This is a genomic window from Edaphobacter sp. FHG110511_03 (assembly GCF_059115365.1).
The window spans coordinates 1,940,565-1,960,565 of the sequence record NZ_JBZYWL010000001.1 but is presented as its reverse complement, the minus strand read 5'-3'; the positions used below and the strand labels follow the sequence as shown (position 1 = coordinate 1,960,565).

Here is a 20,001-nt window from a genome sequence, read left to right as displayed (position 1 = left end):
GCAAAAGGAATAAATTTGAGAAACGCCGGTTCTCATATCTGCAAGAGAAGGAAAGACGATGACGTTGTTGCCATGGAAGCGTGCAACACGGGAGACCAATGCAAGGCCCTCCTCCTTCGAGGACCTGGCGATGCCGCTGCTTCCTGCCCTCTACAACGTCGCTCAGTGGCTTACGCGCAACCCGAGCGACGCCGAAGATCTGGTACAGGAGACATTTCTGAAATCTTTGCGTGGATTTGCGAGCTTCGAGGCAGGTTCTAACTTCAAGGCGTGGATCTTTCGGATCCTTCGCAACACCTATCTCACTTCGCGTAGCGGACTGGCGGCGCGGCGGACGGTCGCGCTCGAAGAAGAGCTGAGGGAGGACGGCGAATCGGCGCCCGCAGCCTATCCCGAAGGCGCAATCGACCGGGAGACCCCGGAGCTGAATCTGATCCGCCTCGCGAACCGCGCCGCCCTGCACGGAGCCATGGAAAAACTGCCGCCGCCGCTGCTTGAGGTTGTGCTGCTGTGCGATGTGGAGGAGATGAAGTACAAGGAAATCGCAACAATTCTCGAGGTCCCAATCGGCACAGTGATGTCGCGTATCGCGCGGGCGCGCGCACATCTTCGGGAATCGCTCGAGAGCAATTCATTCCATAAGGGGTTTCGCGCATGAGCGATCATCTTTCAGCTGCAACTTTGAACGCTCTGGCCGACGGAGAGTTGATGGAAGAGGAACTGGCTTCCGTGACAGAGCACCTGCATGGCTGCCCTGCGTGCACATCCCACGCGCTTCAACAATCGCTGCTGAAATCGGCGACAGAGCGAGCGGGCCAGAGATACGAGGTTCCCGACGAACTGCGCAGGCGGATGGAGCGGATCGCATCGTCGCAAAGTGCGCCGGACCGTATGGGGGAGCGAAGAAGGTCCTCGCTTCTTTCTCCCGCCGATGGACCCGCGAAATGGGCTGGCTGGGCGGCAGCGGCGGCGTTGTTGCTGTCAGCGGGCGGTATGACTGTCTTCGAGATGAACGAACGCCGCGTGCAGACAGCGGCAGTACAGCGTAAAGCTCTCGCCACAGAGCTGAGCGATCAGCACATCGCCACCCTCGCTATAAATCTGCCCCCACAGGTCCTTTCTTCCGATCGCCACACGGTGAAGCCGTGGTTCCAGGGAAAGATTCCCTTCAGCTTCAATCTTCCGGAGAATTTGCCGGCAGGAACAAAGCTCGAGGGAGCGAACCTCGTATACCTTCACAACCGTCCCGCCGCGCAACTGCTGTACAGCATCGGCAGCCATCGCGTATCGGTCTTTGTGCAGCAGAGAATAGCTGGCACGGAAGAGCATGCCCCGGCTGCGGAGCAGGAGGGATTCCGGCTGTCCAGCTTCAACACCAGGGAGCTCGACGTCGTTGCGATCAGCGATGTAGACCCTGCAAATCTGACAAACCTGATCGGTCTGATCGAACGCGCTCAGGTGAGATAACCCGCGCTGGTCTAATCGGCCAGGGAAGCCTCATCTCTACTCAAGCGCGTTTCTCAGGACTAAATCAGGCGGTCGGGAAGCCGGTGCGCTACTCCGCAGCAGGCGCTCCGAACCAACTGGTCAGCGCGTCAGTGAGCCCCAACTGGGGAAGATCTCCCACCCAGGCCACATACCCGTCGGGACGAACCAGCACTGCGGTGGGAGCAGCGACCGCCCCGATCGCCGGAAGCTCCCACGTGCCAGCATATTTGGCCTCGATCAACGCAACGCGATCTGCCCATGGAGCGATGTCGAAGCTGCTGTACTCGCCGAAGTTGAGCAGCACCGGACGCGCATGGTGCAGCAGGGTGAAGACCCGCAGCGGGCCGTCGGAAGTGATCAGGTCGAGATCGGGCATGCGACGCCCGAGCAGAGGGTGTCCTTCTCCAAGGTCATAACGAATACCCAAACCTGAATTCTCCCCGACGACCTGTTTGCGAACCGCGTCCAGCTTCAGGAGTTCGACAAGCGTCTCTCCCACTGCCTTGGTGCGGGCATCGGGCCGGCTGAGAGCGACGTGCGCCATGGTGTTGCGCAGCACGCGGGCGGCAATCGGGTGGCGCTCGGCATGGTAGGTATCCAGCAAGCTCTCCGGCGAGATCCGCTTGACCACCTGTGCCAGCTTCCATCCCAGATTCACCGCGTCCTGCACGCCGATATTGAGACCCTGCCCACCCATCGGAGGATGCACGTGCGCGGCGTCACCGGCAAGCAGAACCCGTCTGTCGCGATAAGCAGTGGCCTGGCGAGTCATGTCCGTGAACCTGGAGATCGAGATCGGACTGTGGATTCCGTAATCGGTCCCATATACAGCGATAAGGGCCTCACTGACATCGCCCAGTGTTGGTTCGCCGCCGATCTCGAGCTGCTGTTCGGTCAGCACGACCCGCATCGCCCGGCTATCCTCCATCTTGGCGATCGCATAGGTGCCAGTAGCGTCTTCGCGAAAACCCCACGCCGGCTCCTCCGTAATCTTGGCTTCGGCGATCAGCCAACTCCTCGTCGCATCCCACCCGGCGAACTCGATGCCCGCTACTTTACGAATCGCGCTTCGTCCCCCATCGCAGCCAACAAGGTACTCCGCCCGTAGCGACGTGTCGTCGGACAGCGCGACATTGACGTTCAAGTCATCCTGCGCAAAACCAGTCACCTCACATCCGCGATAGATCCGCACCCCAAGCTCGTCGACCCATTCGGCGAGCGTGCGCTCGATGTGTTGCTGCCACAATAAGAGGAAGTAACTATGCCGTGTGGGAAAGTCACTGATATCCAAAGTGGTATGGCGGAAGCTCATCCCCACACGATGCAGCTGTCCCTGCGAGAGGAACCGCTCCGCAATTCCACGCTGATCAAAGACCTCGATCGTGCGCGAGTGCAAACCGCCCGCGCGTGCTCCGACCAGATCCTGGCTGGCGCGTCGCTCGACGATAGCAACGTCGACGCCCGCCAACGCCAGCTCGCCCGCCAACATCAGCCCTGTCGGACCTCCTCCTGCAATCACTACCGCATGCTCAGTCATCGTGGCTCCAATTTCCGTGGTTTTTTACTTCAGCCGACGATGATGCCGCATGATCCGGGTCTTGCCGCAAGCCCCCCAGTGCGCAATAATCTAGAAGTGGGGGAGAGAAATATTTCTCTCCCTTTTCGTTTTTCCGTGTTGGACAGACAATCCCTTTACAAAGGAACTGGGCCGCGTCCCCTTTTCTGGAGAGGCGTCGCCGGAGGCGAGCCACAGCGAAGCAACAGGCGCTCGCAAGCCAAACCATCGCGACGAATACGGTTGCACCGAACCCGGAGGATGACCACGCATAAGTCAGGTTCTCGTCAGCAGGACATAATTTCCAGGAAGCGCGTTTTTACAGGACCCAATCCACCCTCAAGCGGGAAGCAGTCCTGCTGTACGGTAACTTTCGATGAGGGAGTCGTAGAGGGCGATATCTGTCCGGCCCCTCGCCATCAGTTGAGCACCCACGATTCCGGAGTAGATAGCGCGTGCTCGCTTCTCGGCCTCCTTGGGGTTGGCAACCTTGGCTGCAACCAGCGTCTTCTTCAGCCACGCAAGGTTGACGTCGGTGAAAGCCTGAACTTCCGTCTTCACTTCGTCAGGCAGTTCGTCGAATTGTGCAGACATGAAGCTGCAAAGGCAGATGCGGTTGTCGTTCTCCAGTGCCCATCGAAAGGTCTCCGGATAGCGGCGCAGTGCGTCCAGCGGCGTCGCTGAATCCTTCAGCAGAGACTCAAGATAAGCAGCAGAATCCTCCCAGTAGCGCTTCGCCACAGCCGTAGCCAAGTCGGCTTTGCTCGGGAAGTAATAGTAGATACTCGCCGCTTTGATGCCAACCTGCTTCGCCAGATCACGAAAGTTCAATCCTGCATACCCGTGAGCTTGAGCAACAAGCTTCGCGGCGGCCAGAATATCTTCACGAGCATTCGCACCCATATCGGCCCTCCCTTTCATCAAAAAAAACACCTCGATTTATGAATCTACCATGTGGCAGGTAGAATCTCAAGGATTGTCACCTGCCAAGTGGCAGGTAGAAAGGGGAACACAATGAGCAATGAACTGATCTATTCCGACGCAACCAAACTGGCCGAACTGGTCCGAACACGCGAGGTCTCTCCGGTCGAAGTCATGAAGGCGCACCTCGATCGCATCGAGGCCGTCAACCCGAAAGTGAACGCAATCGTAACAATCGCCGAAGATGCGCTGAAATCCGCAAAGGAAGCAGAGGCAGCGGTACAGCGTGGAGACGAACTGGGACCGCTGCACGGAGTGCCTTTCACGGCGAAGGATTCGATCGACACCGCGAAGGTCCCGACCCAACGCGGAACGCCCATCTTCAGGGGACGAACGCCCGACACGGATGCGACCAGTGTTGCGCGCCTGAAGAAAGCAGGGGCTATTCTGCTTGCGAAGACCAATCTTCCCGAATTCTCTTACGGGGTCGAAAGTGACAATCTCCTCTCGGGCCGGACGAACAACCCCTGGAACCTGGATCTGACGCCGGGTGGTTCAAGCGGTGGAGAGTCCGCAGCGATCGCAGCGGGCATGTCTCCGCTTGGCTTGGGTACCGACCTTGCGATCTCTTTGCGAGGTCCGGCGGCCCACACCGGCATTGTCTCGCTCAAGGCGACGCATGGACGGGTCCCCATGACCGGCATCTGGCCGCGTGAGCCGCGACGCTTCTGGCATGTAGGCCCGATGGCGCGGAGCATCCGCGATCTCTCATTGGCCTTTTCGCAACTCGGTGGTCCGGACGGACAGGACGGCTACTCCAGCAGCGCCATCCCGCTCGACAACGGTATTGGCAACTCCAACAAGCGTCCGCTTCGTGTGGGCTGGCTGGTGGAACCCGGTTTTGGCCCGATCGACCGCGAGGTCGCGGGGACGGTGGAGAGCGCCGCAGAAGCGCTCAGGGTTTGCGGGTACACCATCGAGTCCGTGCGCATTCATGCACTGGAGCGTGACTTTGCACTCGATGTGTTCACCCGTCTGCACGTCCTCGAGATGAAGCCCGGATTCGTGAAGACAACAGCCGGCCGCAGCGAGAATGAAATCGGCGAGATGGCCAGGTTCATGCTCGCGTTGCCCGATACGCCAGCCGCGGACTACATCGATGCAGTGCAGGGAGCGGAGCGACTGAAGGATGGTTTTGCCGAATACTTCCAGAAGTACGACGTGTTGCTCACCCCGGTCATCCCTACTCCGTCCTTCAAGCACGGCCAGGCGGAGTTGGTAGTCAACGGTCAGACTGTCGACGTGATGGGCATCATGTCCGCAACAACGCCGTTAAGCGTGACCGGCCTGCCGGGCGTTTCCATGCGGTTCGGCACCAGCCATGACGGGATGCCGATCGGCGTGCAAATCGTCGGTAACTGGCAGGCCGAGTCCACAATTCTCCACGTTGCGTCTCTTCTCGAGCAGGTTAGCCCCGTACGCGATCTTCACCCGAACCTCTAAAATCGCACCACCTAAGGCGAAACGAGCAGGAGAGGATGAGGCTCTCCTGCTCGTTCTCTCCATTTCTGTGGCATTGGCACCGGGAAGTCGGCTTCGCGGCACAGATCATTCCCGCCAAGGAGCGTCTTGGGATTGCGATGTCGACCGATGTACCATTGGACTTCCAAACAGGTAGGACCAATGAACCGTCGCGACTTTCTCCAGAGCTCCACCCTCTTCGCCGCAGGCCTGCTCTCTCGCCCGCTTCACGCCCAGTCCTCCCCCATCGCCTCCACTCGCTCCGGCAAAATTCGCGGCTTCTCCGATCAGGGCATCCTCGTCTTCAAAGGCATCCCCTATGGAGCCGATACCTCCTCCACACGCTTTGCGCCGGCAGTCAGCCCGCAGCCGTGGTCCGGCGTCCGCGATTGCCTCACCTTCGGACCCCAGGCTCCTCAGCCCATTCATCCCCGTCAGAGCCGCTCTACATTTGCCCCGCTCGACGAGGCCAGTCCCACCAACAGCGAAGACTGCCTTCACCTCAACGTCTGGACACCCGCGCTCGACACCCACAAGCGTCCCGTCCTCGTCTACATCCATGGCGGAGCCTACTCCTCCAGCTCCTCCAACGGTCCCCTCTACGACGGTGTTCGCCTCGCCCGTCGCGGCGACGCGGTCGTCGTCACACTCAACCACCGCCTCAATCTCTTCGGCTATCTCTACCTCGCCGAGCTCGCCCCTGCCGCGTCTCGCGAGCTCTTTCGCGACTCCGGCAACGTCGGCCAGCTCGATCTCGTCCTTGCCCTCCAGTGGGTCCGCGACAACATCGAAAACCTGGGCGGCGATCCCTCCCGCGTCCTCATCTTCGGCCAGTCCGGTGGGGGCGCCAAGTGCGCCACGCTCATGTCGATGCCCTCAGGCACCGGGCTCTTCCATCGCGTCATGACCATGAGCGGCCAGCAGCTCACTGCAACCACTCCCGAGCACGCCACCGCCACCGCCGAGGCCGTTCTTAAGGCCCTTGACCTCACGCCCGCCACAGTCGAAACCATCCGCGATCCCAAAAAAGTACCGATGGAAAGACTCGTCGCCGCCCTCCGAGCCGGAAAATACTATGGCCCGGTTCACGACGGTCAAACTCTTCCCCACGATCCCTTCGCGCCCACGGCTCCTGCCATCTCCGACAGAATTCCGATGATCCTCGGCAACACCCACGACGAGACCCGCCTCCTCATCGGAGCCTCGAACCCCGCACTCTTCTCTCTTACCTGGCAGCAGCTCCCCGCCGAGCTCGAACACTACCGCCAGTTCCTCGGCGATCTCACCACCGCAGACATCATCGACGGCTACCGGCTCTGGTATCCCGGCTACGACGCCTCCGACGTCTTCTTCGCCGCCACCACCGGCTTCCGCTCCTGGCACGGCATGGTCATCGAAAGCGAACGCCGCGCCGACCGCAACGGGCCCACCTGGGCCTACAACTTCACCTGGAAATCACCCGTCGACGGCGGAAAGTGGGGAGCGCCCCACACCATCGACATCCCTTTCGCGTTCGACAACCTCGACCTCGCCTCCTCCATGACCGGAACCAGTCCCGAGGCCCAACAGCTCGCCTCCCGCTACGCCGATACCCTCATCCACTTCGCCCGCACCGGCGACCCCAACCACTCCGGTCTTCCCCACTGGCCGCGCTACGAACTCAAAAGACGGCCCACCATGCTGTGGGATTCTCCTCCCCGCGTTGAAGACGATCCACGCGGCGAAGAGCGCAAGCTGATCTCACAGGCACCCTACCTCCAACCCGGAACCTGATCCACGTCGTCCCTCCCAAAACGTCATTTCGACCGAAGGCGGTGCTTTTGCCGGCGGAGTGGAGAAATCCCTGTATTAAGGCTGTTACGACATTCTCAGAAACAAATTTTCCCGATGGCTTGTCGAATTCCGGTCTGGCCGCTCGTCGTTATAGTGAAGGCCGAACAGAGAACCCCGCCTGACGGACCACTCCAGGAGAAGACATGCCGCAATATCTGGTCGCGATCCACCACCCCGACAACTACGATCCTTCCCTTGAAGACGAAACCATGGACCGCGACATCGATGTGCTCAACGAAGAGATGGAGGCTGCCGGCGCCAGGGTCTTCGCCGGCGGTCTGCAATCAGCGCGCCACGCGAAATCACTGCGTAAGCAGCGCGCCGGAGAGGTAGTCATCACCGATGGACCCTACCTTGAGGCCAAGGAACACATTGGCGGCTTTTGGATACTCGACGCCGCCAACATGGATGAAGCCGTGGCATGGGGACGCAAAGCCGTCGTCGCCTGCCGCGCATCGGTCGAGGTGCGCCAGTTCCACGCAATGCCAAAAGAATAGAAACTCCAACCCCAGACAACGGAGACTCAAATGAGAAAGCTCAAGATCATGGAACACATCTCGCTGGATGGCGTGATCCAGCACTCCGCCGATGACGGCGATTTCCCCTACAGTAACTGGACCGCGCCCTATCGAACCCCCGCTGGCGCAGAGGCAGTCCTCGCCGCACATGGCGAGAAATTCGATCTGCTGCTTGGTCGTCGCACTTACGATCTCTGGTCGGGCTTCTGGCCAAAGGCTCCGAGCAATCCGATGTCGGACGGCATCAATGCGGCAACAAAATATATCGCGACCAACCGTCCGGAAAGTCTGGAATGGGGCCCGTCCGAGGGCCTTGGACCAAACATCGTCGAGGGCATTCGTCGCATCAAGTCCCAGGATGGCCCGGACATTATCCTCTGGGGCAGCTCCACCCTGACATCGACACTGCTCGAGCATGGGCTTGCGGATGAAGTCCTGCTGATCGTCTATCCGGTCCTGTTGGGCACGGGGAAGCGTTTCTTTGCCGAGGGAACCCCGGCACGCTCCTTCGAGCTCATCAGCACGAAAGCGTTTCCGTCCGGCAACGTTCTCACGACTTACAAGATCGCCGGGCCTTTGAAGACCGGATAGGAATCAGGATGGACGACCAACATGACATTGCTGTCGGGCGCCAACACGTGTTGCGAGCCGCTATACCGGCGACAAAGTAGAACCGTCTTCAACGTGCAGTGGTCTGTCTCCGTCGCTGCTCACTGGCCTTAATGATTTCATCCATGTCTCCCACTGGCCGAATCTCGAAGATGTTGCCATAGGCCACCGCTGGATGCTGCGACATAAGCTGTACAGCATGATTCATGTCTCGCGCCTCAAGGACGAGAATGCCGCCCAGTTGTTCCTTGGTCTCCGCAAAGGGACCGTCGGTCGTTGCCACTTTGCCGTTCTTCCAATACAGGGTCAAGGCGGTTTCTGAAGCCTGGAGCGCTTCTCCGCCAGCCCAGTGCCCGTTGGCGCGAAGATGGTCGTCGTACTCAAAGCATGTGTCGAACAAGGCGTTTCGCTCATCCTCAGGCAGGCCATCAAATTTAGCTTTATCGTAGTATCCGAAACAGATGTATTTCATTGTTTTTCTCCTCTTGATAGGAATCAGCAGCACAGGCTTGCGCGCTGGATCGTTCGCTTTATAGTCGTCGAGCGCGAAGAAAATCGACAGCCGAGCCAATTTTTATTTCAATTCCCGTAGCCGCCCTGCGAGAAAACGCCGCTCCGGTTCCTGCCGAGCCAGAGCCAGCGCCCTCTCATACGAAGCACGGGCTTCCGGAATCCTCCCTGATCTGCGACACAGATCCGCCCGTGCGGCGTGCGCCAGATGGTAGTTTGCGAGGTCGCCGCGCTCAAGCAAGTCATCGATGAGGTGAAGACCCTGCTCTGGACCTTCGCACACGGAAATGGCCACTGCGCGGTTAAGTTCGACAACCGGGGATGGCTGAATCCGAAGCAACCGGTCGTAAAGCAGCGTAATCTGGCGCCAGTCCGTGGATGCAGCGGTAGAAGCCTCGGCGTGAACGGCCGCAATCGCCGCCTGCAGAGTGTAAGCACCGAAGCGACGCGATGTGAGAGCTCTTTCGGTGAGCGAGATGCCCTCGGCGATCTGGTCCCTGTTCCACAACGACCGATCCTGCTGCTCCAGCAGGATCAGGTCTCCGTCAGGAGAAGTTCTGGCGGCGCGGCGCGACTCCTGGAGCAGCATGAGCCCTAGGAGGCCCATCACCTCGGGTTCTGGAAGCAGGTCAAGCAAGAGCAGGCCAAGACGGATCGCCTCGCGGCTGAGTTCGACGCCCGTGATCTCTGCCGAATATCCCTCATTAAAAATGAGATAAACGACCTGAAGGACAGCTCCCAAACGACCCGGCAATTCCTGGGAGACTGGCACCTGGTAAGGAATTGCCTTATCGCGAATGAGAGCCTTCGCGCGCACGATGCGTTGGGCGAGCGTTGCCGGTGTCACCAGAAATACCCGTGCAATCTCCTCCGTCGTCAAGCCGCAGATCTCGCGAAGAGTGAGCGCAACCTGTCCCTCCGGAGGCAGAGCGGGATGGCAGCAGGTGAAGATCAGACGGAGACGATCGTCCTCGATCTCTTCATCCCCAATCTCTTCATTCCCGCTGGGAGCGTCGCTGACCCGCGATTCCAGGTGGGCAATAAGATCCCTCTGTGCTCCATCGAAGCGCGCGCGTCGGCGTAGTGCGTCTATGGCTTTGAAGCGTGCCGTTGAAATCAGCCACGGGCGCGGCTTGTCCGGAATGCCAGCCAGCGTCCAGGACTCCAGAGCAGCAGCGAACGCCTCGTGCATCGACTCTTCGGCTAGGTCCAGATCTCCCAGAAGGCGCACGAGCGTCGCCAGAACCCGACCCGATTCCGACCGGTAAAGAGTCTCAATGGTCCTGCTGAGTTGTTCAGGCACAGGCGGCGGCATCTAGCCAAACTAGCAAGCGGAGTCGCTCGACACAACCACGATACGGCCCCAGAAAGATCGAACCAACGCTTCTGGACTTTTAATCCTGTCAAGCCCAGACCCAACCTAAACCACACAAACCAAATCACATCCACTTGCCGATCAGTTCGCTCCCAGGACATAAACTGGAAAGAGAAAAGCAAAAGCGGCTCAGGATCTCCTGAGCCGCTTTTTATGACCCGATTCAAAATCGAGGTCCGGACCTAAGTCGCATCGATAGAAGACTTTGCGCACTTAAGTACGGGGGGACTACTCCACCTGATTCTTGCGTGGCCGCCGGTTCGCCTGCAGTACCTTCTTGCGCAGCCGCAGCGACTTCGGAGTTACCTCCACCAGCTCGTCGTCCGCGATGAACTCGATCGACTGCTCCAGCGTCAGGTCCTTGAACGGAACCAGCCGGAGAGCGTCGTCCGAACCCGAGGCGCGCATGTTGGTCAGCTTCTTCTCGCGAACCGCGTTCACGTCCAGGTCGTTGTCGCGCGAGTGTTCGCCGACGACCATGCCCTCGTAAACCTCGGTGCCGTCGCCGACGAAGAGAACGCCGCGATCTTGCAGGCCGTTCAGAGCGTAGGTGGTCGTCGTGCCGTTCCGGTCAGAGATCAGCGCGCCCGTGGGACGCTGCGGGATCTCGCCCTGGTACGGAACGTAGCCGTCCGCAATCGAGTTCATGATGATCGTTCCGCGCGTCTCGGTTAGCATCTCCGAGCGTAGGCCAATCAGACCGCGCGAAGGAATCATGAACTCCATGCGCACACGGCCGGAGCCGTGATTGGTCATCTTGGTCATCTCGCCCTTGCGCGGCCCAAGCCGCTCAATCACGGTTCCCACGAAGTTCTCGGGAACGTCGACCGTCAGGTGCTCGTTGGGCTCCATCAGCTTGTCGTCGATGCGGCGGGTAACGATCTCCGGCCGCGAAACCATCAGCTCGAAGCCCTCGCGCCGCATCATCTCGATCAACACCGAAAGCTGCAGCTCGCCGCGGCCCAGAACCTTGAAGGTCTCAGGGGAGCCGGTGTCCTCGACGCGAATCGAGACGTTGGTCAGCAGCTCCTTCTCCAATCGTTCCTTTAGGTTGCGGCTGGTGACGTACTGGCCTTCGCGCCCGGCGAAGGGCGAGTTGTTGACCGAGAACTGGATCGCAATGGTCGGCTCGTCGATCTTGATCAGAGGCAGCGGAGCTGGGTTCTCGATGTTCGTGAACGACTCGCCGATGGTGATTCCGGCAACGCCCGCGATCGCGACGATATCGCCGATCGCCGTCTCCGTGATGTCGGTGCGCTTCAGGCCGTCGAAGCTGAACAGCTTCGTGATCTTCACGTTCTGCAGAGATCCGTCGGTCTTCGAGACCGCAACCTCCTGCCCGGTCTTCAGCGTGCCGTTGAAGACACGCGCGATGGCAAGGCGGCCGAGGTAATCGGAGTAGTCGAGGTTCGTCACCAGGATCTGCAGCGAGGCTTCAGGATCGCCCTTCGCCGGGGAGATCGTGTTCACGATCAGGTCGAAGAGCGGCTTCAGATCGCTTCCCGGCTGCGCCAGGTCCATCGTCGCCGTGCCCTGCTTGCCGTTGGTGTAGATGATCGGGAAGTCGAGCACGTCTTCGTCGGCGTCGAGATCGATGAACAGGTCATAGACCTCGTTGACGACCTCCTGCGGACGAGCGTCCGGCCGGTCGATCTTGTTGATCACAAGGATCGGGGTCAGCTTGGCCTCGAGCGCCTTCGAGAGCACGTAGCGCGTCTGCGGCAGCGGGCCTTCCGAAGCATCGACCAGCAGGACCACGCCATCGACCATCTTCAACGCACGCTCCACCTCGCCGCCGAAGTCGGCGTGGCCCGGAGTGTCGACGATGTTGATCTTGGTGTCGAGGTAATGGATGGCCGTATTCTTGGCCAGAATCGTGATGCCGCGCTCTTTTTCAAGATCGTTGGAGTCCATGACGCGATCGGCGACGGATTCGTTGGCGCGGAAGGTGCCCGACTGGCGGAGCATGGCGTCGACAAGGGTGGTCTTGCCGTGGTCGACGTGGGCGATGATTGCGATGTTACGGATCGGCTGCTGGCTCACTGCGGTGGATGTCCTGTCTGTTTTACGCGCTAAGAGATGGGAAACGCTGAAAATGCGCGCGTTGTCTTAGTTTACCGCAATGCCGCGTCCAAATGGCCCAGAAGGCCCTCAGGACGAAGAACACAGCGTAAAAACACGCAAAACATGCGAGATAATAGAGCAGAAAGCTCAGTCCTAAGGAGCAAACCCATGTCGAGCCCAGAGATTGCAGCCTGTACCCACCCGCTCCGGACCAGCGTAGCGGACTTTATCGTCGGGCTACGCGAGCTGGAACGGGATCTGATCACCAAGGACAGGATCGCAGCCTACATGGGCGCGACCACGCTGCGCCCCGAGGCACTTCACGACTACACCTGGTGGCGCGACAGCTTCTACACCCGGAACCTCATCTTCCGCGACGAGCTCTTCGAGGTGATGACCATCTGCTGGTCCCCCGGCCAGAAGACCGCGATCCATACCCACAACGGCCAGCTCGGCTGGATGACCGTCTCGCAGGGCGAAGTGCAGACCCACGAGTACCATCACACCCGCTGCAACGCGCCGGAAAACCAGAACGTGGTCAACATCGACTGCCTCGGCGGAGCCACCGAGATTGAGATCGACAAAATTCGCACCATTAGCTGCGCCGAAGGCACGGGGATGGTAACCGTCGACAAGCTGCAGACGATCCATCAGATTGAAAATTCCGGGACAACAGGCTGCATCAGCCTGCATGTATACTCGAAGCCATTCGACTCATGTATCGCCTTCGATCTTGAGCACCAGCGCTGCTTTCGCCGCCAGCTGAGCTATTTCAGCAAAGAAGGCCACAGGCTGGAGAAGTAAACCAGCTGCCACGTCCGCAGCAGAACAAGGGATTCACTTTCGCCCCGGCGCACGGTCGTTTCATTCAACTTCTCCCATGACCCAGAATGCTTCCATGCAGTTCGCGCAGATGGCAACGAAGAACTATCTGCTGGACCATGCCTATGATGAGATGTTCGCAACGCCGGGCGAGCTTCACTCTCATTACGAGCTCCTGCTGGATCACTTCTCCTCGCTGCCCGCCGATGAGCTGCGGCGAAGAAAACAGGCCGCCGATCTCAGCTTCCTGAACCAGGGCATCACCTTCACGGTCTACGGCAGGCAGGAAGGAACGGAGAAGATCTTTCCTTACGATCTTCTCCCCCGCATCATCACTGCAGCCGAGTGGAGCAAGGTCGAACACGGACTGATGCAGCGCATCACCGCGTTGAATCTGTTCCTCAAAGACATCTATAACGAAGGCCATATCCTGCGCGACGGCATCGTTCCCCGCGAAGTCGTCTTCAGCTGCAAGCATTATCGCCGCCAGATGATCGGCCTGCAGGTGCCGCGAAACATCTACATCGCCATCTGCGGAACCGACCTGATTCGCCTGGAGAACGGCGAGTTCGTCGTGCTCGAGGACAATCTTCGCGTGCCCAGCGGCGTGAGCTACATGCTCACCAACCGCCGCGTGATGAAGCGTATCTTCCCACAGCTCTTCCGCAGCTACAACGTTCGCCCTATCGAGCAGTACACGCAGCTGCTGCTGGGGACGCTGCGCTCGCTCGCACCTGAGGGCAGGCCGGAACCAAACATCGTGCTGCTCTCGCCGGGCGTCTTCAACTCTGCCTACTTCGAGCACGCCTACCTCGCGCGCCAGATGGGAATCGAACTGGTCGAAGGCCGCGACCTGGTGGTGCACGACAACATCGTCTACATGCGCACAACCAGCGGGCTGCGTCGTGTGGACGTGATCTACCGCCGCGTCGATGACGACTTCATCGATCCGCTCGCCTATCGTCCCGATTCAATCCTGGGCGTCGCCGGCCTCTTCAACGCCTACCGCGCCGGCAATGTGACCCTAGCCAACGCCTTCGGAACCGGGGTCGCCGACGACAAAGCGCTCTACGCGTATGTTCCCGACATCATCCGCTACTACCTGACCGAAGAACCCGTGCTCAAAAACGTCGAGACCTTCCTGATGACGCAGCCGAGCCAGAGGCAGCACACGATTGCAAATCTCGACAAGCTGGTAGTGAAGGCAGTCGGCGAGAGCGGAGGCTACGGCATGTTGATCGGGCCGCAGTCGACTGCGGAGCAGCGTGAAGAGTTCGCGCGCAAGATCGAGGCCGATCCAAGGAATTACATCGCGCAGCCAACGATCTCTTTTTCGCGCGCGCCATGCCTGGTAGAGGATGCGCTCGAGCCGCGCCACGTCGATCTTCGTCCTTATGTTCTCTATGGCGACAAGGTGACGGTTGTACCGGGAGGACTCACACGGGTCGCGCTCACACGCGGATCACTAGTGGTGAACTCCTCGCAGGGGGGGGGAAGCAAGGACACATGGGTGCTGAGCCAGTGAAGGGAGATGCCGATGCTGTCACGCGTTGCCGATAGCCTGTACTGGATGAGTCGTTATCTCGAGCGCGCCGAGCACACGGCACGTATGCTGGAGGTCAACCTCAGCCTGATGCTCGACGAAACCTCGACCAGCTCGGAGCATCGCTGGCTGAGAGTTCTGCACGCGTTGGGCAACCCGCGCGACGTGGAATGGAACGGCGATCCGTATGCGCTAACGAGAACCTTGTCGTACGACGTCAACCAGAAAGCCTCCATCGTAAGCTGCATCATCTCCGCGCGGGAGAACTCCCGGCATGTGCGCGAGCAGATCTCAACCGAACAGTGGCACAGGCTCAACTCGCTGTACCTTCACGTTACAAGGCCTGGCATAGAAACAGCACTTGAATCAGAGGAGTTTCTTCAATCCGTAATGGACTCGATTCATGAGTTCCAAGGCATTACCGATTCGACGATGAGCCACGGTGAAGGATGGCAGTTCATCCAAGTAGGTCGCTTTATCGAGCGCGCCGCAGCTACGGCGATGCTGCTTGAGGCTTATCATGAAGATCTCTGGGTGCATCCGGAGCGGATTCCTGAAGGCAACGAATATATTGAGTGGATGGGGCTGCTGCGCTCCGCCACGGCGTTCGAGGCATACTGCAAGGTCTATACCGCGGATCTGACCCCTGACCGAATCCTCGAGTTCCTTCTGCTTGACTCCCAGTTTCCTCACTCCTTGCGTTTTGCCATCGACAGTATGCAGTGTGCGCTTGAAGCCATTCAACGCGAGAGTGGGAAACAACGCGCCGCCGAGCCACTGCACCGACTCGGTGGAAGACTGCATGCGATGCTGAGCTTCAGCAGTATCGACGACATTCTCAGTCAGGACATTGTGGCTGTGCTGCGAAACATCCAGACACAGTGCCGCGCGATTCACAACACCATCTATGAACTGTACGTCGACTACTCGATCCAGATCGCCCTGGCAGGCTAAAAGGAGTTCGCTGCGATGCACTACTCGATCCGACATCTGACGAAGTTTCTGTACAGCGAGCCGGTGAGCGAGAGCATGATGGAGACGCGGATGCATCCGCGCAGCGATCAGAATCAACGCTGTCTCACCTTTCATCTCTCGGTGAGCCCGCGATGCCGGGTCTTCAGCTACCGCGACCACCTCTCCAACAACGTGCATCACTTCGATATTCCCGGCATGCATCCTCAGCTTGTGATCGTCGCGGAATCGCTGGTAGAGGCGCAGCCTTCAGGGCATATGCCCTCTTTTCTCGCGCCGGATGCGTGGGCCGAGCTCGATGCCCTGGTGGAGAGGGGCGACTACTGGGAGATGTTGCTGCCAAGCGAGTTTGCGCAGCCGACTGATGCTTTGGAAGCGCTGGCCACGCAGCTTGACGTTCGCCGCCGCGACGATCCCTTGATGGTGCTGCACCAATTGAACCAGCAGATCTACGAATACTTCGATTACAAACCGAAGTCGACCAAGGTCGACTCGCCAATCGATCTGGCGCTTGAGACGAAGGCGGGAGTCTGCCAGGACTTTGCTCACATCATGATTGCGCTGATCCGCTCGAAGTTGCGGATTCCCTGCCGCTATGTGAGCGGCTATCTCTACCATGGCGTCGCGGATCACGACCGCAGCCTTCACTCCGCAACTCACGCGTGGATCGAAGCCTTTCTGCCTCAGCTGGGATGGGTCGGATTCGATCCGACGAATTGGCTCGTCACCAGTGAGCGGCACATCCGCACCGCTATCGGCCGCGACTATGCGGACGTTCCGCCGACCCGTGGCATGTTTCGCGGCCATGCTGCCAGCGAGTTGACGGTTGCGGTGCGTGTAACGCCGAGCGACGCAAATGCGGGTCTTGACCATGAGCTTCCGGTGCCGGAAGACTGGTCCATTCTCGTCGAGAAGGCAACGCAACTGCCTGAGCAGCTTCCGCCGCCGACAAGGCAACAGCAGATGGCGCAGCAACAGCAGATCGGAAAGAAGGTTGACCTCCGTTCGTTGGAGATCTAGTCCTTCTTCATGTTTTAGAGATTCAGCTTTTTAAAGATGCGCTCCGGAATATGCCGGATGACGAACATGATGGGCTGCCACTGGAATGGAACATAGAGATTGTCATTTCGCTTATCGACGGCGCTGACAATCGATCGTGCGACGGCGTTCACGTCCGCGAACTTCTCCGATCCCTTCATGCCGGAGGTCATGGCGGTCTTCGTCGGTCCGGGCTTGATGGTGAGAACCGTTACCCCTTCGCGGTCGACGCGGTTGCGCAGGCCGGCGAGGAATGCCGAGAGACCGGCCTTGGAAGAGCCGTACACGTAGTTCGATTTGCGGCCACGGTCTCCAGCTACAGAGGAGAGCACCGCAATGGTTCCCGAGCGACGCTGCACGAAGAAGTTTGCCAGCCAGGTGATGAGCGAAACCGGGGCCATCAGATTCGTGTGGAGGATGTGGGCAGCGGTGTTGAAGTCCTGCTCGGCCTGAGCCTGATCACCAAGCACGCCGTGGGCGAGATAGGCGACATCGAGGCCGCCAAGCGAGTTGACCGCATGAGCGAGCAGAGCCGGGTGACGATCGGTATCGTCAAGGTCGGCGACCGCGGTATCGACAAAGCTGGCTCCTCTCGCGCGCAGGTCGGCCGCGACAGCGTCGAGTTTTTCATCGTTGCGAGCAACTAAGAATAGGGCTGCTCCCTGAGAGGCCCAGATGCGGCAGGTGGCTTCGGCGATGCCGGAGGTGGCTCCAAGGATGAGGATCTTGCGGTGGGAGGTGTTCTGGTGCTTGGATGTTGCTGCTGCTATCGTTGCCATTTGACTCATAGATTCGGTTGGTCTCCGGTGACGCGCTCCCAGAAGCTCGAGGTGATCATAGGATCGCGGAAGCGGGCCAGCTGTTCCCATTGGGGATAGAAGGTTTGGAACTGTGCGGCGGTCATCGCCGCGTCTTTGGCTGGATAGAGGCGTCCACCAAACTCGAGGGTCATGTCGGCGAGACGCTCGAAGAGGGGGAAGCTCTTGTCGGGCTTGATCGGGAAATCGAGCGCGAGGGTAATCCCAGGTCGAGGGAAACTCATGACTCCAGGCGAAGGAACATCGCCGAAGGCTTTAAGCACTGCGAGGAAGCTGGCGAGACCCGACTTCGCGACTTCCTTCAGGATTGCAACCGTGCCTTCCCGCGCATTGTTCCATGGAATCACGTACTGGAACTGCAGCAACCCGCTCTTGCCGTACATGCGATTCCAGTGCAGGACCTTGTCGAGCGGATAGAAGAAAGGCTCGTAGTCCTGCAGCGAGACCTGGCGCTTGCCCATCTGCTTGTGGAAGAAGACGGTGTTGAACGATGCAACGCTAAGGGAGTTGAGCGCGAAGCCGGGAGCGTCGAACGGGAAGACGAGCTTCGGCTCCGGCGACGGCTTGAGCGCGGCGCGCTTGTTCGAGTGATCGCCCTGCATGAAGATTCCGCGGCAGAAGTTCTTGCCTGTCGAGGTGCAATCGACCCAGCTGACGGTGTATTCGATCTCCTTGCTGGCTTCGGTGAGAGCCAGGAACTCGTCGATGCCGTGAAACTGAATTCCTTCGTAATCGATGAGCCGCGAGACGATGGGCTTCATCTGCAGGGTGGCCCAGCGAATCAGCCCTGTGAGACCGAGGCCGCCGATGGTCATGGCGTAGAACTCGGGGTTTTCCGATGGAGAGCAGCGAATGACCGTCCCGTCCGAGCGAACCAGCTCAAACTGAGTGACGTGCCGGCCGAAGGTTCCGGCGACATGATGGTTCTTGCCGTGGATATCGTTGGCGATCGCTCCGCCGAGAGTCACATACTTCGTTCCCGGAGTTACGGGAAGGAAGAAGCCACGCGGGACGGCGAAGTCGAGGATCTGTGCCAGCGAGATTCCGGCCTCGGCGGTGAGCAGGCCGCTCTCAGGGTCGAAGGCCATCAGGCGGCTCATCGCCGGGGTGGCGAGAAGATTTCCGTCCTTCAGCAGGCAGACGTCGCCGTAGCTGCGTCCGAGGCCTACCGGCAGGATGCCGTTGTGGATATTCTGCGCGATGGCAGGAAAGTCGCTCTGCCAGTGGAGTGGGATGACGTTGGCGGCATAGGTCGGATAGCGTCCCCAGGACTCAAAGGAGGGCTTGCCGTTGGACTGTCCGTCTGCAACGCGTAGCTTCATCTGCGACGTTGGTGATGGAGCGGTCGACATAGATTCAAGGATAGATGATTCTCCGGCTTCGCCCGGTAAATTTCAGAGCGCAGGCGAGGCTTGTCTGCCCGATTCGGATACAGACGAGGCGCGGCCGAAGCCGCGCCTCTTGTTTGATACCAGTTCTGATCGAGTTACGCTGCAGCCTTTGCGGACTTCGCGGAGGCGAGAGCGGCCTTGGCCTGCTCAGCGAGCGCGGTGAAGCCGGCTGCGTCGTTGGCGGCGATGTCGGCGAGGATCTTGCGATCGAGGCCGTTGCCTGCCTTCTTGAGGCCGTCGATGAAGGTCGAGTAGCTCATGCCGTTCAGCTTGGCGGCTGCACCGATGCGGACGATCCAGAGGGAGCGGAACTGACGCTTCTTCTGCTTGCGGCCGGTGTAGGCAAACATGAGGGAGCGCTCGACGGCTTCCTGGGCTGCCTGGTAGAGCTTGGATTTAGTGAGGAAGTAACCACTGGCGCGCTTGAGGATCTTTTTGCGGCGGTCGTTACGTTTTGTACTCCGTTTTACACGGGGCATCGTGATTCTCCTTTTGCGTACATCGTTGTTTAAGCGGCTGGAGGTAAGGTTTGCCTCTTCACTCGCTTTTCTGCTTCAGATCTCGGTGGAGTTCGCTTCGCTTACTCCAGGGGCCTTTACGCTTTTACCGGCCCGTTGCTGATTTCAGCGGCTCGATCTGAAAACTTCCTGTCCTTCCGCCAGCTTCTAGGCGTAAGGGAGCATACGTGCGACTTTAGGCGTGTCCGCGACGGAGACCAGAACGATACTGGCAAGCTTGCGCTTGGTCTTGGTCTTCTTCGAGGTGAGGATGTGGCGCATCTTGGACTGGCCGCGCTTGAACTTGCCCGTACCGGTCTTCTTGAAGCGCTTGGCTGCGCCTGAGTGTGTCTTCAACTTTGGCATTGTGTTCCTGACTGGTTGCTGTGTTTCGACAACCTTCCAAGTATATACGAGATTTCGCTCTTCCGAGGCAGGATTTTGTATCTTCCGAACATCCACCCCTCCCCCTGATTTTGCGCAAAGTCTTCATCCGATGAGGCTTAGATCCGGACTTCCTCCCCTC

General features: G+C 59.4%; 19 protein-coding genes. 10 read left to right on the top strand and 9 right to left on the bottom strand.

What is annotated here, in order from left to right:
• Window positions 1-58: 58 nt before the first annotated feature.
• Together AC5S26_RS07900 and AC5S26_RS07895 are read left to right on the top strand one after the other, a co-directional pair.
• The gene (locus AC5S26_RS07900) at window positions 59-658 is read left to right on the top strand and encodes a sigma-70 family RNA polymerase sigma factor (protein WP_494184299.1); all 600 of its coding nucleotides are present in this window, start codon (window positions 59-61) and stop codon (window positions 656-658) included.
• Window positions 655-1,467, top strand: coding sequence for an anti-sigma factor family protein (locus AC5S26_RS07895; RefSeq protein ID WP_494184298.1), 813 nt, complete (start codon window positions 655-657; stop codon window positions 1,465-1,467). Before AC5S26_RS07900 ends, AC5S26_RS07895 begins: the two co-directional genes overlap by 4 nt.
• An 88-nt stretch (window positions 1,468-1,555) precedes the next feature.
• Here AC5S26_RS07895 and AC5S26_RS07890 read toward each other — a convergent pair whose 3' ends face one another.
• Window positions 1,556-3,025, bottom strand: coding sequence for an FAD-dependent monooxygenase (locus AC5S26_RS07890; RefSeq protein ID WP_494184297.1), 1,470 nt, complete (start codon window positions 3,023-3,025; stop codon window positions 1,556-1,558).
• 357 nt (window positions 3,026-3,382) lie between these two features.
• Window positions 3,383-3,946 carry a TetR/AcrR family transcriptional regulator gene (locus AC5S26_RS07885; protein WP_494184296.1) on the bottom strand — a complete coding sequence of 188 codons (564 nt, stop codon included), beginning with the start codon at window positions 3,944-3,946 and terminating at the stop codon, window positions 3,383-3,385.
• A 111-nt stretch (window positions 3,947-4,057) separates the two neighbouring features.
• On the opposite strand from AC5S26_RS07885, the gene AC5S26_RS07880 reads away from it, so the two are divergent.
• The 4 genes from AC5S26_RS07880 (at window position 4,058) to AC5S26_RS07865 (ending at window position 8,427) form a co-directional block, all read left to right on the top strand.
• Window positions 4,058-5,467 (top strand): amidase, encoded by a 1,410-nt coding sequence (locus AC5S26_RS07880; protein ID WP_494184295.1) that lies wholly within the window; start codon window positions 4,058-4,060, stop codon window positions 5,465-5,467.
• A gap of 180 nt (window positions 5,468-5,647) precedes the next feature.
• Window positions 5,648-7,258 carry a carboxylesterase/lipase family protein gene (locus AC5S26_RS07875; RefSeq protein ID WP_494184294.1) on the top strand — a complete coding sequence of 537 codons (1,611 nt, stop codon included), beginning with the start codon at window positions 5,648-5,650 and terminating at the stop codon, window positions 7,256-7,258.
• Window positions 7,259-7,461: 203 nt separating this feature from the next.
• On the top strand, window positions 7,462-7,815 hold the full coding sequence (locus AC5S26_RS07870; RefSeq protein ID WP_494184293.1) for a YciI family protein: 354 nt from the start codon (window positions 7,462-7,464) through the stop codon (window positions 7,813-7,815).
• A 30-nt stretch (window positions 7,816-7,845) separates the two neighbouring features.
• The gene (locus AC5S26_RS07865; protein ID WP_494184292.1) at window positions 7,846-8,427 is read left to right on the top strand and encodes a dihydrofolate reductase family protein; all 582 of its coding nucleotides are present in this window, start codon (window positions 7,846-7,848) and stop codon (window positions 8,425-8,427) included.
• Between the two features lie 88 nt (window positions 8,428-8,515).
• Here AC5S26_RS07865 and AC5S26_RS07860 read toward each other — a convergent pair whose 3' ends face one another.
• From AC5S26_RS07860 to typA, 3 genes are all read right to left on the bottom strand, one after another.
• A complete protein-coding gene (locus tag AC5S26_RS07860; protein ID WP_494184291.1) occupies window positions 8,516-8,917 on the bottom strand; it encodes a YciI family protein in 402 nt (133 codons plus the stop codon).
• A gap of 102 nt (window positions 8,918-9,019) precedes the next feature.
• The gene (locus tag AC5S26_RS07855; RefSeq protein WP_494184290.1) at window positions 9,020-10,258 is read right to left on the bottom strand and encodes an RNA polymerase sigma factor; all 1,239 of its coding nucleotides are present in this window, start codon (window positions 10,256-10,258) and stop codon (window positions 9,020-9,022) included.
• Window positions 10,259-10,558: 300 nt separating this feature from the next.
• Window positions 10,559-12,373 carry a translational GTPase TypA gene (typA, locus tag AC5S26_RS07850; protein ID WP_494184289.1) on the bottom strand — a complete coding sequence of 605 codons (1,815 nt, stop codon included), beginning with the start codon at window positions 12,371-12,373 and terminating at the stop codon, window positions 10,559-10,561.
• 189 nt (window positions 12,374-12,562) lie between these two features.
• Here typA and AC5S26_RS07845 point away from each other — a divergent pair, with 189 nt between their 5' ends.
• From AC5S26_RS07845 to AC5S26_RS07830, 4 genes are all read left to right on the top strand, one after another.
• Window positions 12,563-13,198: a cysteine dioxygenase gene (locus AC5S26_RS07845; protein ID WP_494184288.1), complete on the top strand. Its 636-nt coding sequence runs from the start codon at window positions 12,563-12,565 to the stop codon at window positions 13,196-13,198.
• 76 nt (window positions 13,199-13,274) lie between these two features.
• Window positions 13,275-14,741 (top strand): circularly permuted type 2 ATP-grasp protein, encoded by a 1,467-nt coding sequence (locus AC5S26_RS07840; protein WP_494184287.1) that lies wholly within the window; start codon window positions 13,275-13,277, stop codon window positions 14,739-14,741.
• A gap of 12 nt (window positions 14,742-14,753) precedes the next feature.
• Window positions 14,754-15,713: an alpha-E domain-containing protein gene (locus tag AC5S26_RS07835; protein ID WP_494184286.1), complete on the top strand. Its 960-nt coding sequence runs from the start codon at window positions 14,754-14,756 to the stop codon at window positions 15,711-15,713.
• A gap of 15 nt (window positions 15,714-15,728) precedes the next feature.
• A complete protein-coding gene (locus AC5S26_RS07830) occupies window positions 15,729-16,751 on the top strand; it encodes a transglutaminase family protein (RefSeq protein WP_494184285.1) in 1,023 nt (340 codons plus the stop codon).
• Between the two features lie 14 nt (window positions 16,752-16,765).
• Here the strand turns inward: AC5S26_RS07830 and AC5S26_RS07825 are convergent, their stop codons facing one another.
• From AC5S26_RS07825 to rpmI, 4 genes are all read right to left on the bottom strand, one after another.
• Window positions 16,766-17,548: an SDR family oxidoreductase gene (locus AC5S26_RS07825; RefSeq protein ID WP_494184622.1), complete on the bottom strand. Its 783-nt coding sequence runs from the start codon at window positions 17,546-17,548 to the stop codon at window positions 16,766-16,768.
• 5 nt (window positions 17,549-17,553) lie between these two features.
• Window positions 17,554-18,939, bottom strand: coding sequence for an FAD-binding oxidoreductase (locus tag AC5S26_RS07820; RefSeq protein WP_494184284.1), 1,386 nt, complete (start codon window positions 18,937-18,939; stop codon window positions 17,554-17,556).
• A gap of 134 nt (window positions 18,940-19,073) precedes the next feature.
• Window positions 19,074-19,457, bottom strand: a complete 384-nt coding sequence (gene rplT / locus AC5S26_RS07815; RefSeq protein ID WP_494184283.1) for a 50S ribosomal protein L20 — start codon at window positions 19,455-19,457, stop codon at window positions 19,074-19,076.
• 186 nt (window positions 19,458-19,643) lie between these two features.
• Window positions 19,644-19,841, bottom strand: coding sequence for a 50S ribosomal protein L35 (gene rpmI, locus AC5S26_RS07810; protein ID WP_026388341.1), 198 nt, complete (start codon window positions 19,839-19,841; stop codon window positions 19,644-19,646).
• Window positions 19,842-20,001: the final 160 nt, after the last annotated feature.

What these genes read in the sequence shown, in the direction of transcription:
- AC5S26_RS07900 (WP_494184299.1), top strand. Translation starts at nt 59, where the DNA reads ATGACGTTGTTGCCATGGAAGCGTGCAACACGGGAGACCAATGCAAGG.
- AC5S26_RS07895 (WP_494184298.1), top strand. Translation starts at nt 655, where the DNA reads ATGAGCGATCATCTTTCAGCTGCAACTTTGAACGCTCTGGCCGACGGA.
- AC5S26_RS07890 (WP_494184297.1), bottom strand. Translation starts at nt 3,025, where the DNA reads ATGACTGAGCATGCGGTAGTGATTGCAGGAGGAGGTCCGACAGGGCTG.
- AC5S26_RS07885 (WP_494184296.1), bottom strand. Translation starts at nt 3,946, where the DNA reads ATGGGTGCGAATGCTCGTGAAGATATTCTGGCCGCCGCGAAGCTTGTT.
- AC5S26_RS07880 (WP_494184295.1), top strand. Translation starts at nt 4,058, where the DNA reads ATGAGCAATGAACTGATCTATTCCGACGCAACCAAACTGGCCGAACTG.
- AC5S26_RS07875 (WP_494184294.1), top strand. Translation starts at nt 5,648, where the DNA reads ATGAACCGTCGCGACTTTCTCCAGAGCTCCACCCTCTTCGCCGCAGGC.
- AC5S26_RS07870 (WP_494184293.1), top strand. Translation starts at nt 7,462, where the DNA reads ATGCCGCAATATCTGGTCGCGATCCACCACCCCGACAACTACGATCCT.
- AC5S26_RS07865 (WP_494184292.1), top strand. Translation starts at nt 7,846, where the DNA reads ATGAGAAAGCTCAAGATCATGGAACACATCTCGCTGGATGGCGTGATC.
- AC5S26_RS07860 (WP_494184291.1), bottom strand. Translation starts at nt 8,917, where the DNA reads ATGAAATACATCTGTTTCGGATACTACGATAAAGCTAAATTTGATGGC.
- AC5S26_RS07845 (WP_494184288.1), top strand. Translation starts at nt 12,563, where the DNA reads ATGTCGAGCCCAGAGATTGCAGCCTGTACCCACCCGCTCCGGACCAGC.
- AC5S26_RS07840 (WP_494184287.1), top strand. Translation starts at nt 13,275, where the DNA reads ATGACCCAGAATGCTTCCATGCAGTTCGCGCAGATGGCAACGAAGAAC.
- AC5S26_RS07835 (WP_494184286.1), top strand. Translation starts at nt 14,754, where the DNA reads ATGCTGTCACGCGTTGCCGATAGCCTGTACTGGATGAGTCGTTATCTC.
- AC5S26_RS07830 (WP_494184285.1), top strand. Translation starts at nt 15,729, where the DNA reads ATGCACTACTCGATCCGACATCTGACGAAGTTTCTGTACAGCGAGCCG.
- AC5S26_RS07825 (WP_494184622.1), bottom strand. Translation starts at nt 17,548, where the DNA reads ATGGCAACGATAGCAGCAGCAACATCCAAGCACCAGAACACCTCCCAC.
- AC5S26_RS07820 (WP_494184284.1), bottom strand. Translation starts at nt 18,939, where the DNA reads ATGTCGACCGCTCCATCACCAACGTCGCAGATGAAGCTACGCGTTGCA.
- rplT (WP_494184283.1), bottom strand. Translation starts at nt 19,457, where the DNA reads ATGCCCCGTGTAAAACGGAGTACAAAACGTAACGACCGCCGCAAAAAG.
- rpmI (WP_026388341.1), bottom strand. Translation starts at nt 19,841, where the DNA reads ATGCCAAAGTTGAAGACACACTCAGGCGCAGCCAAGCGCTTCAAGAAG.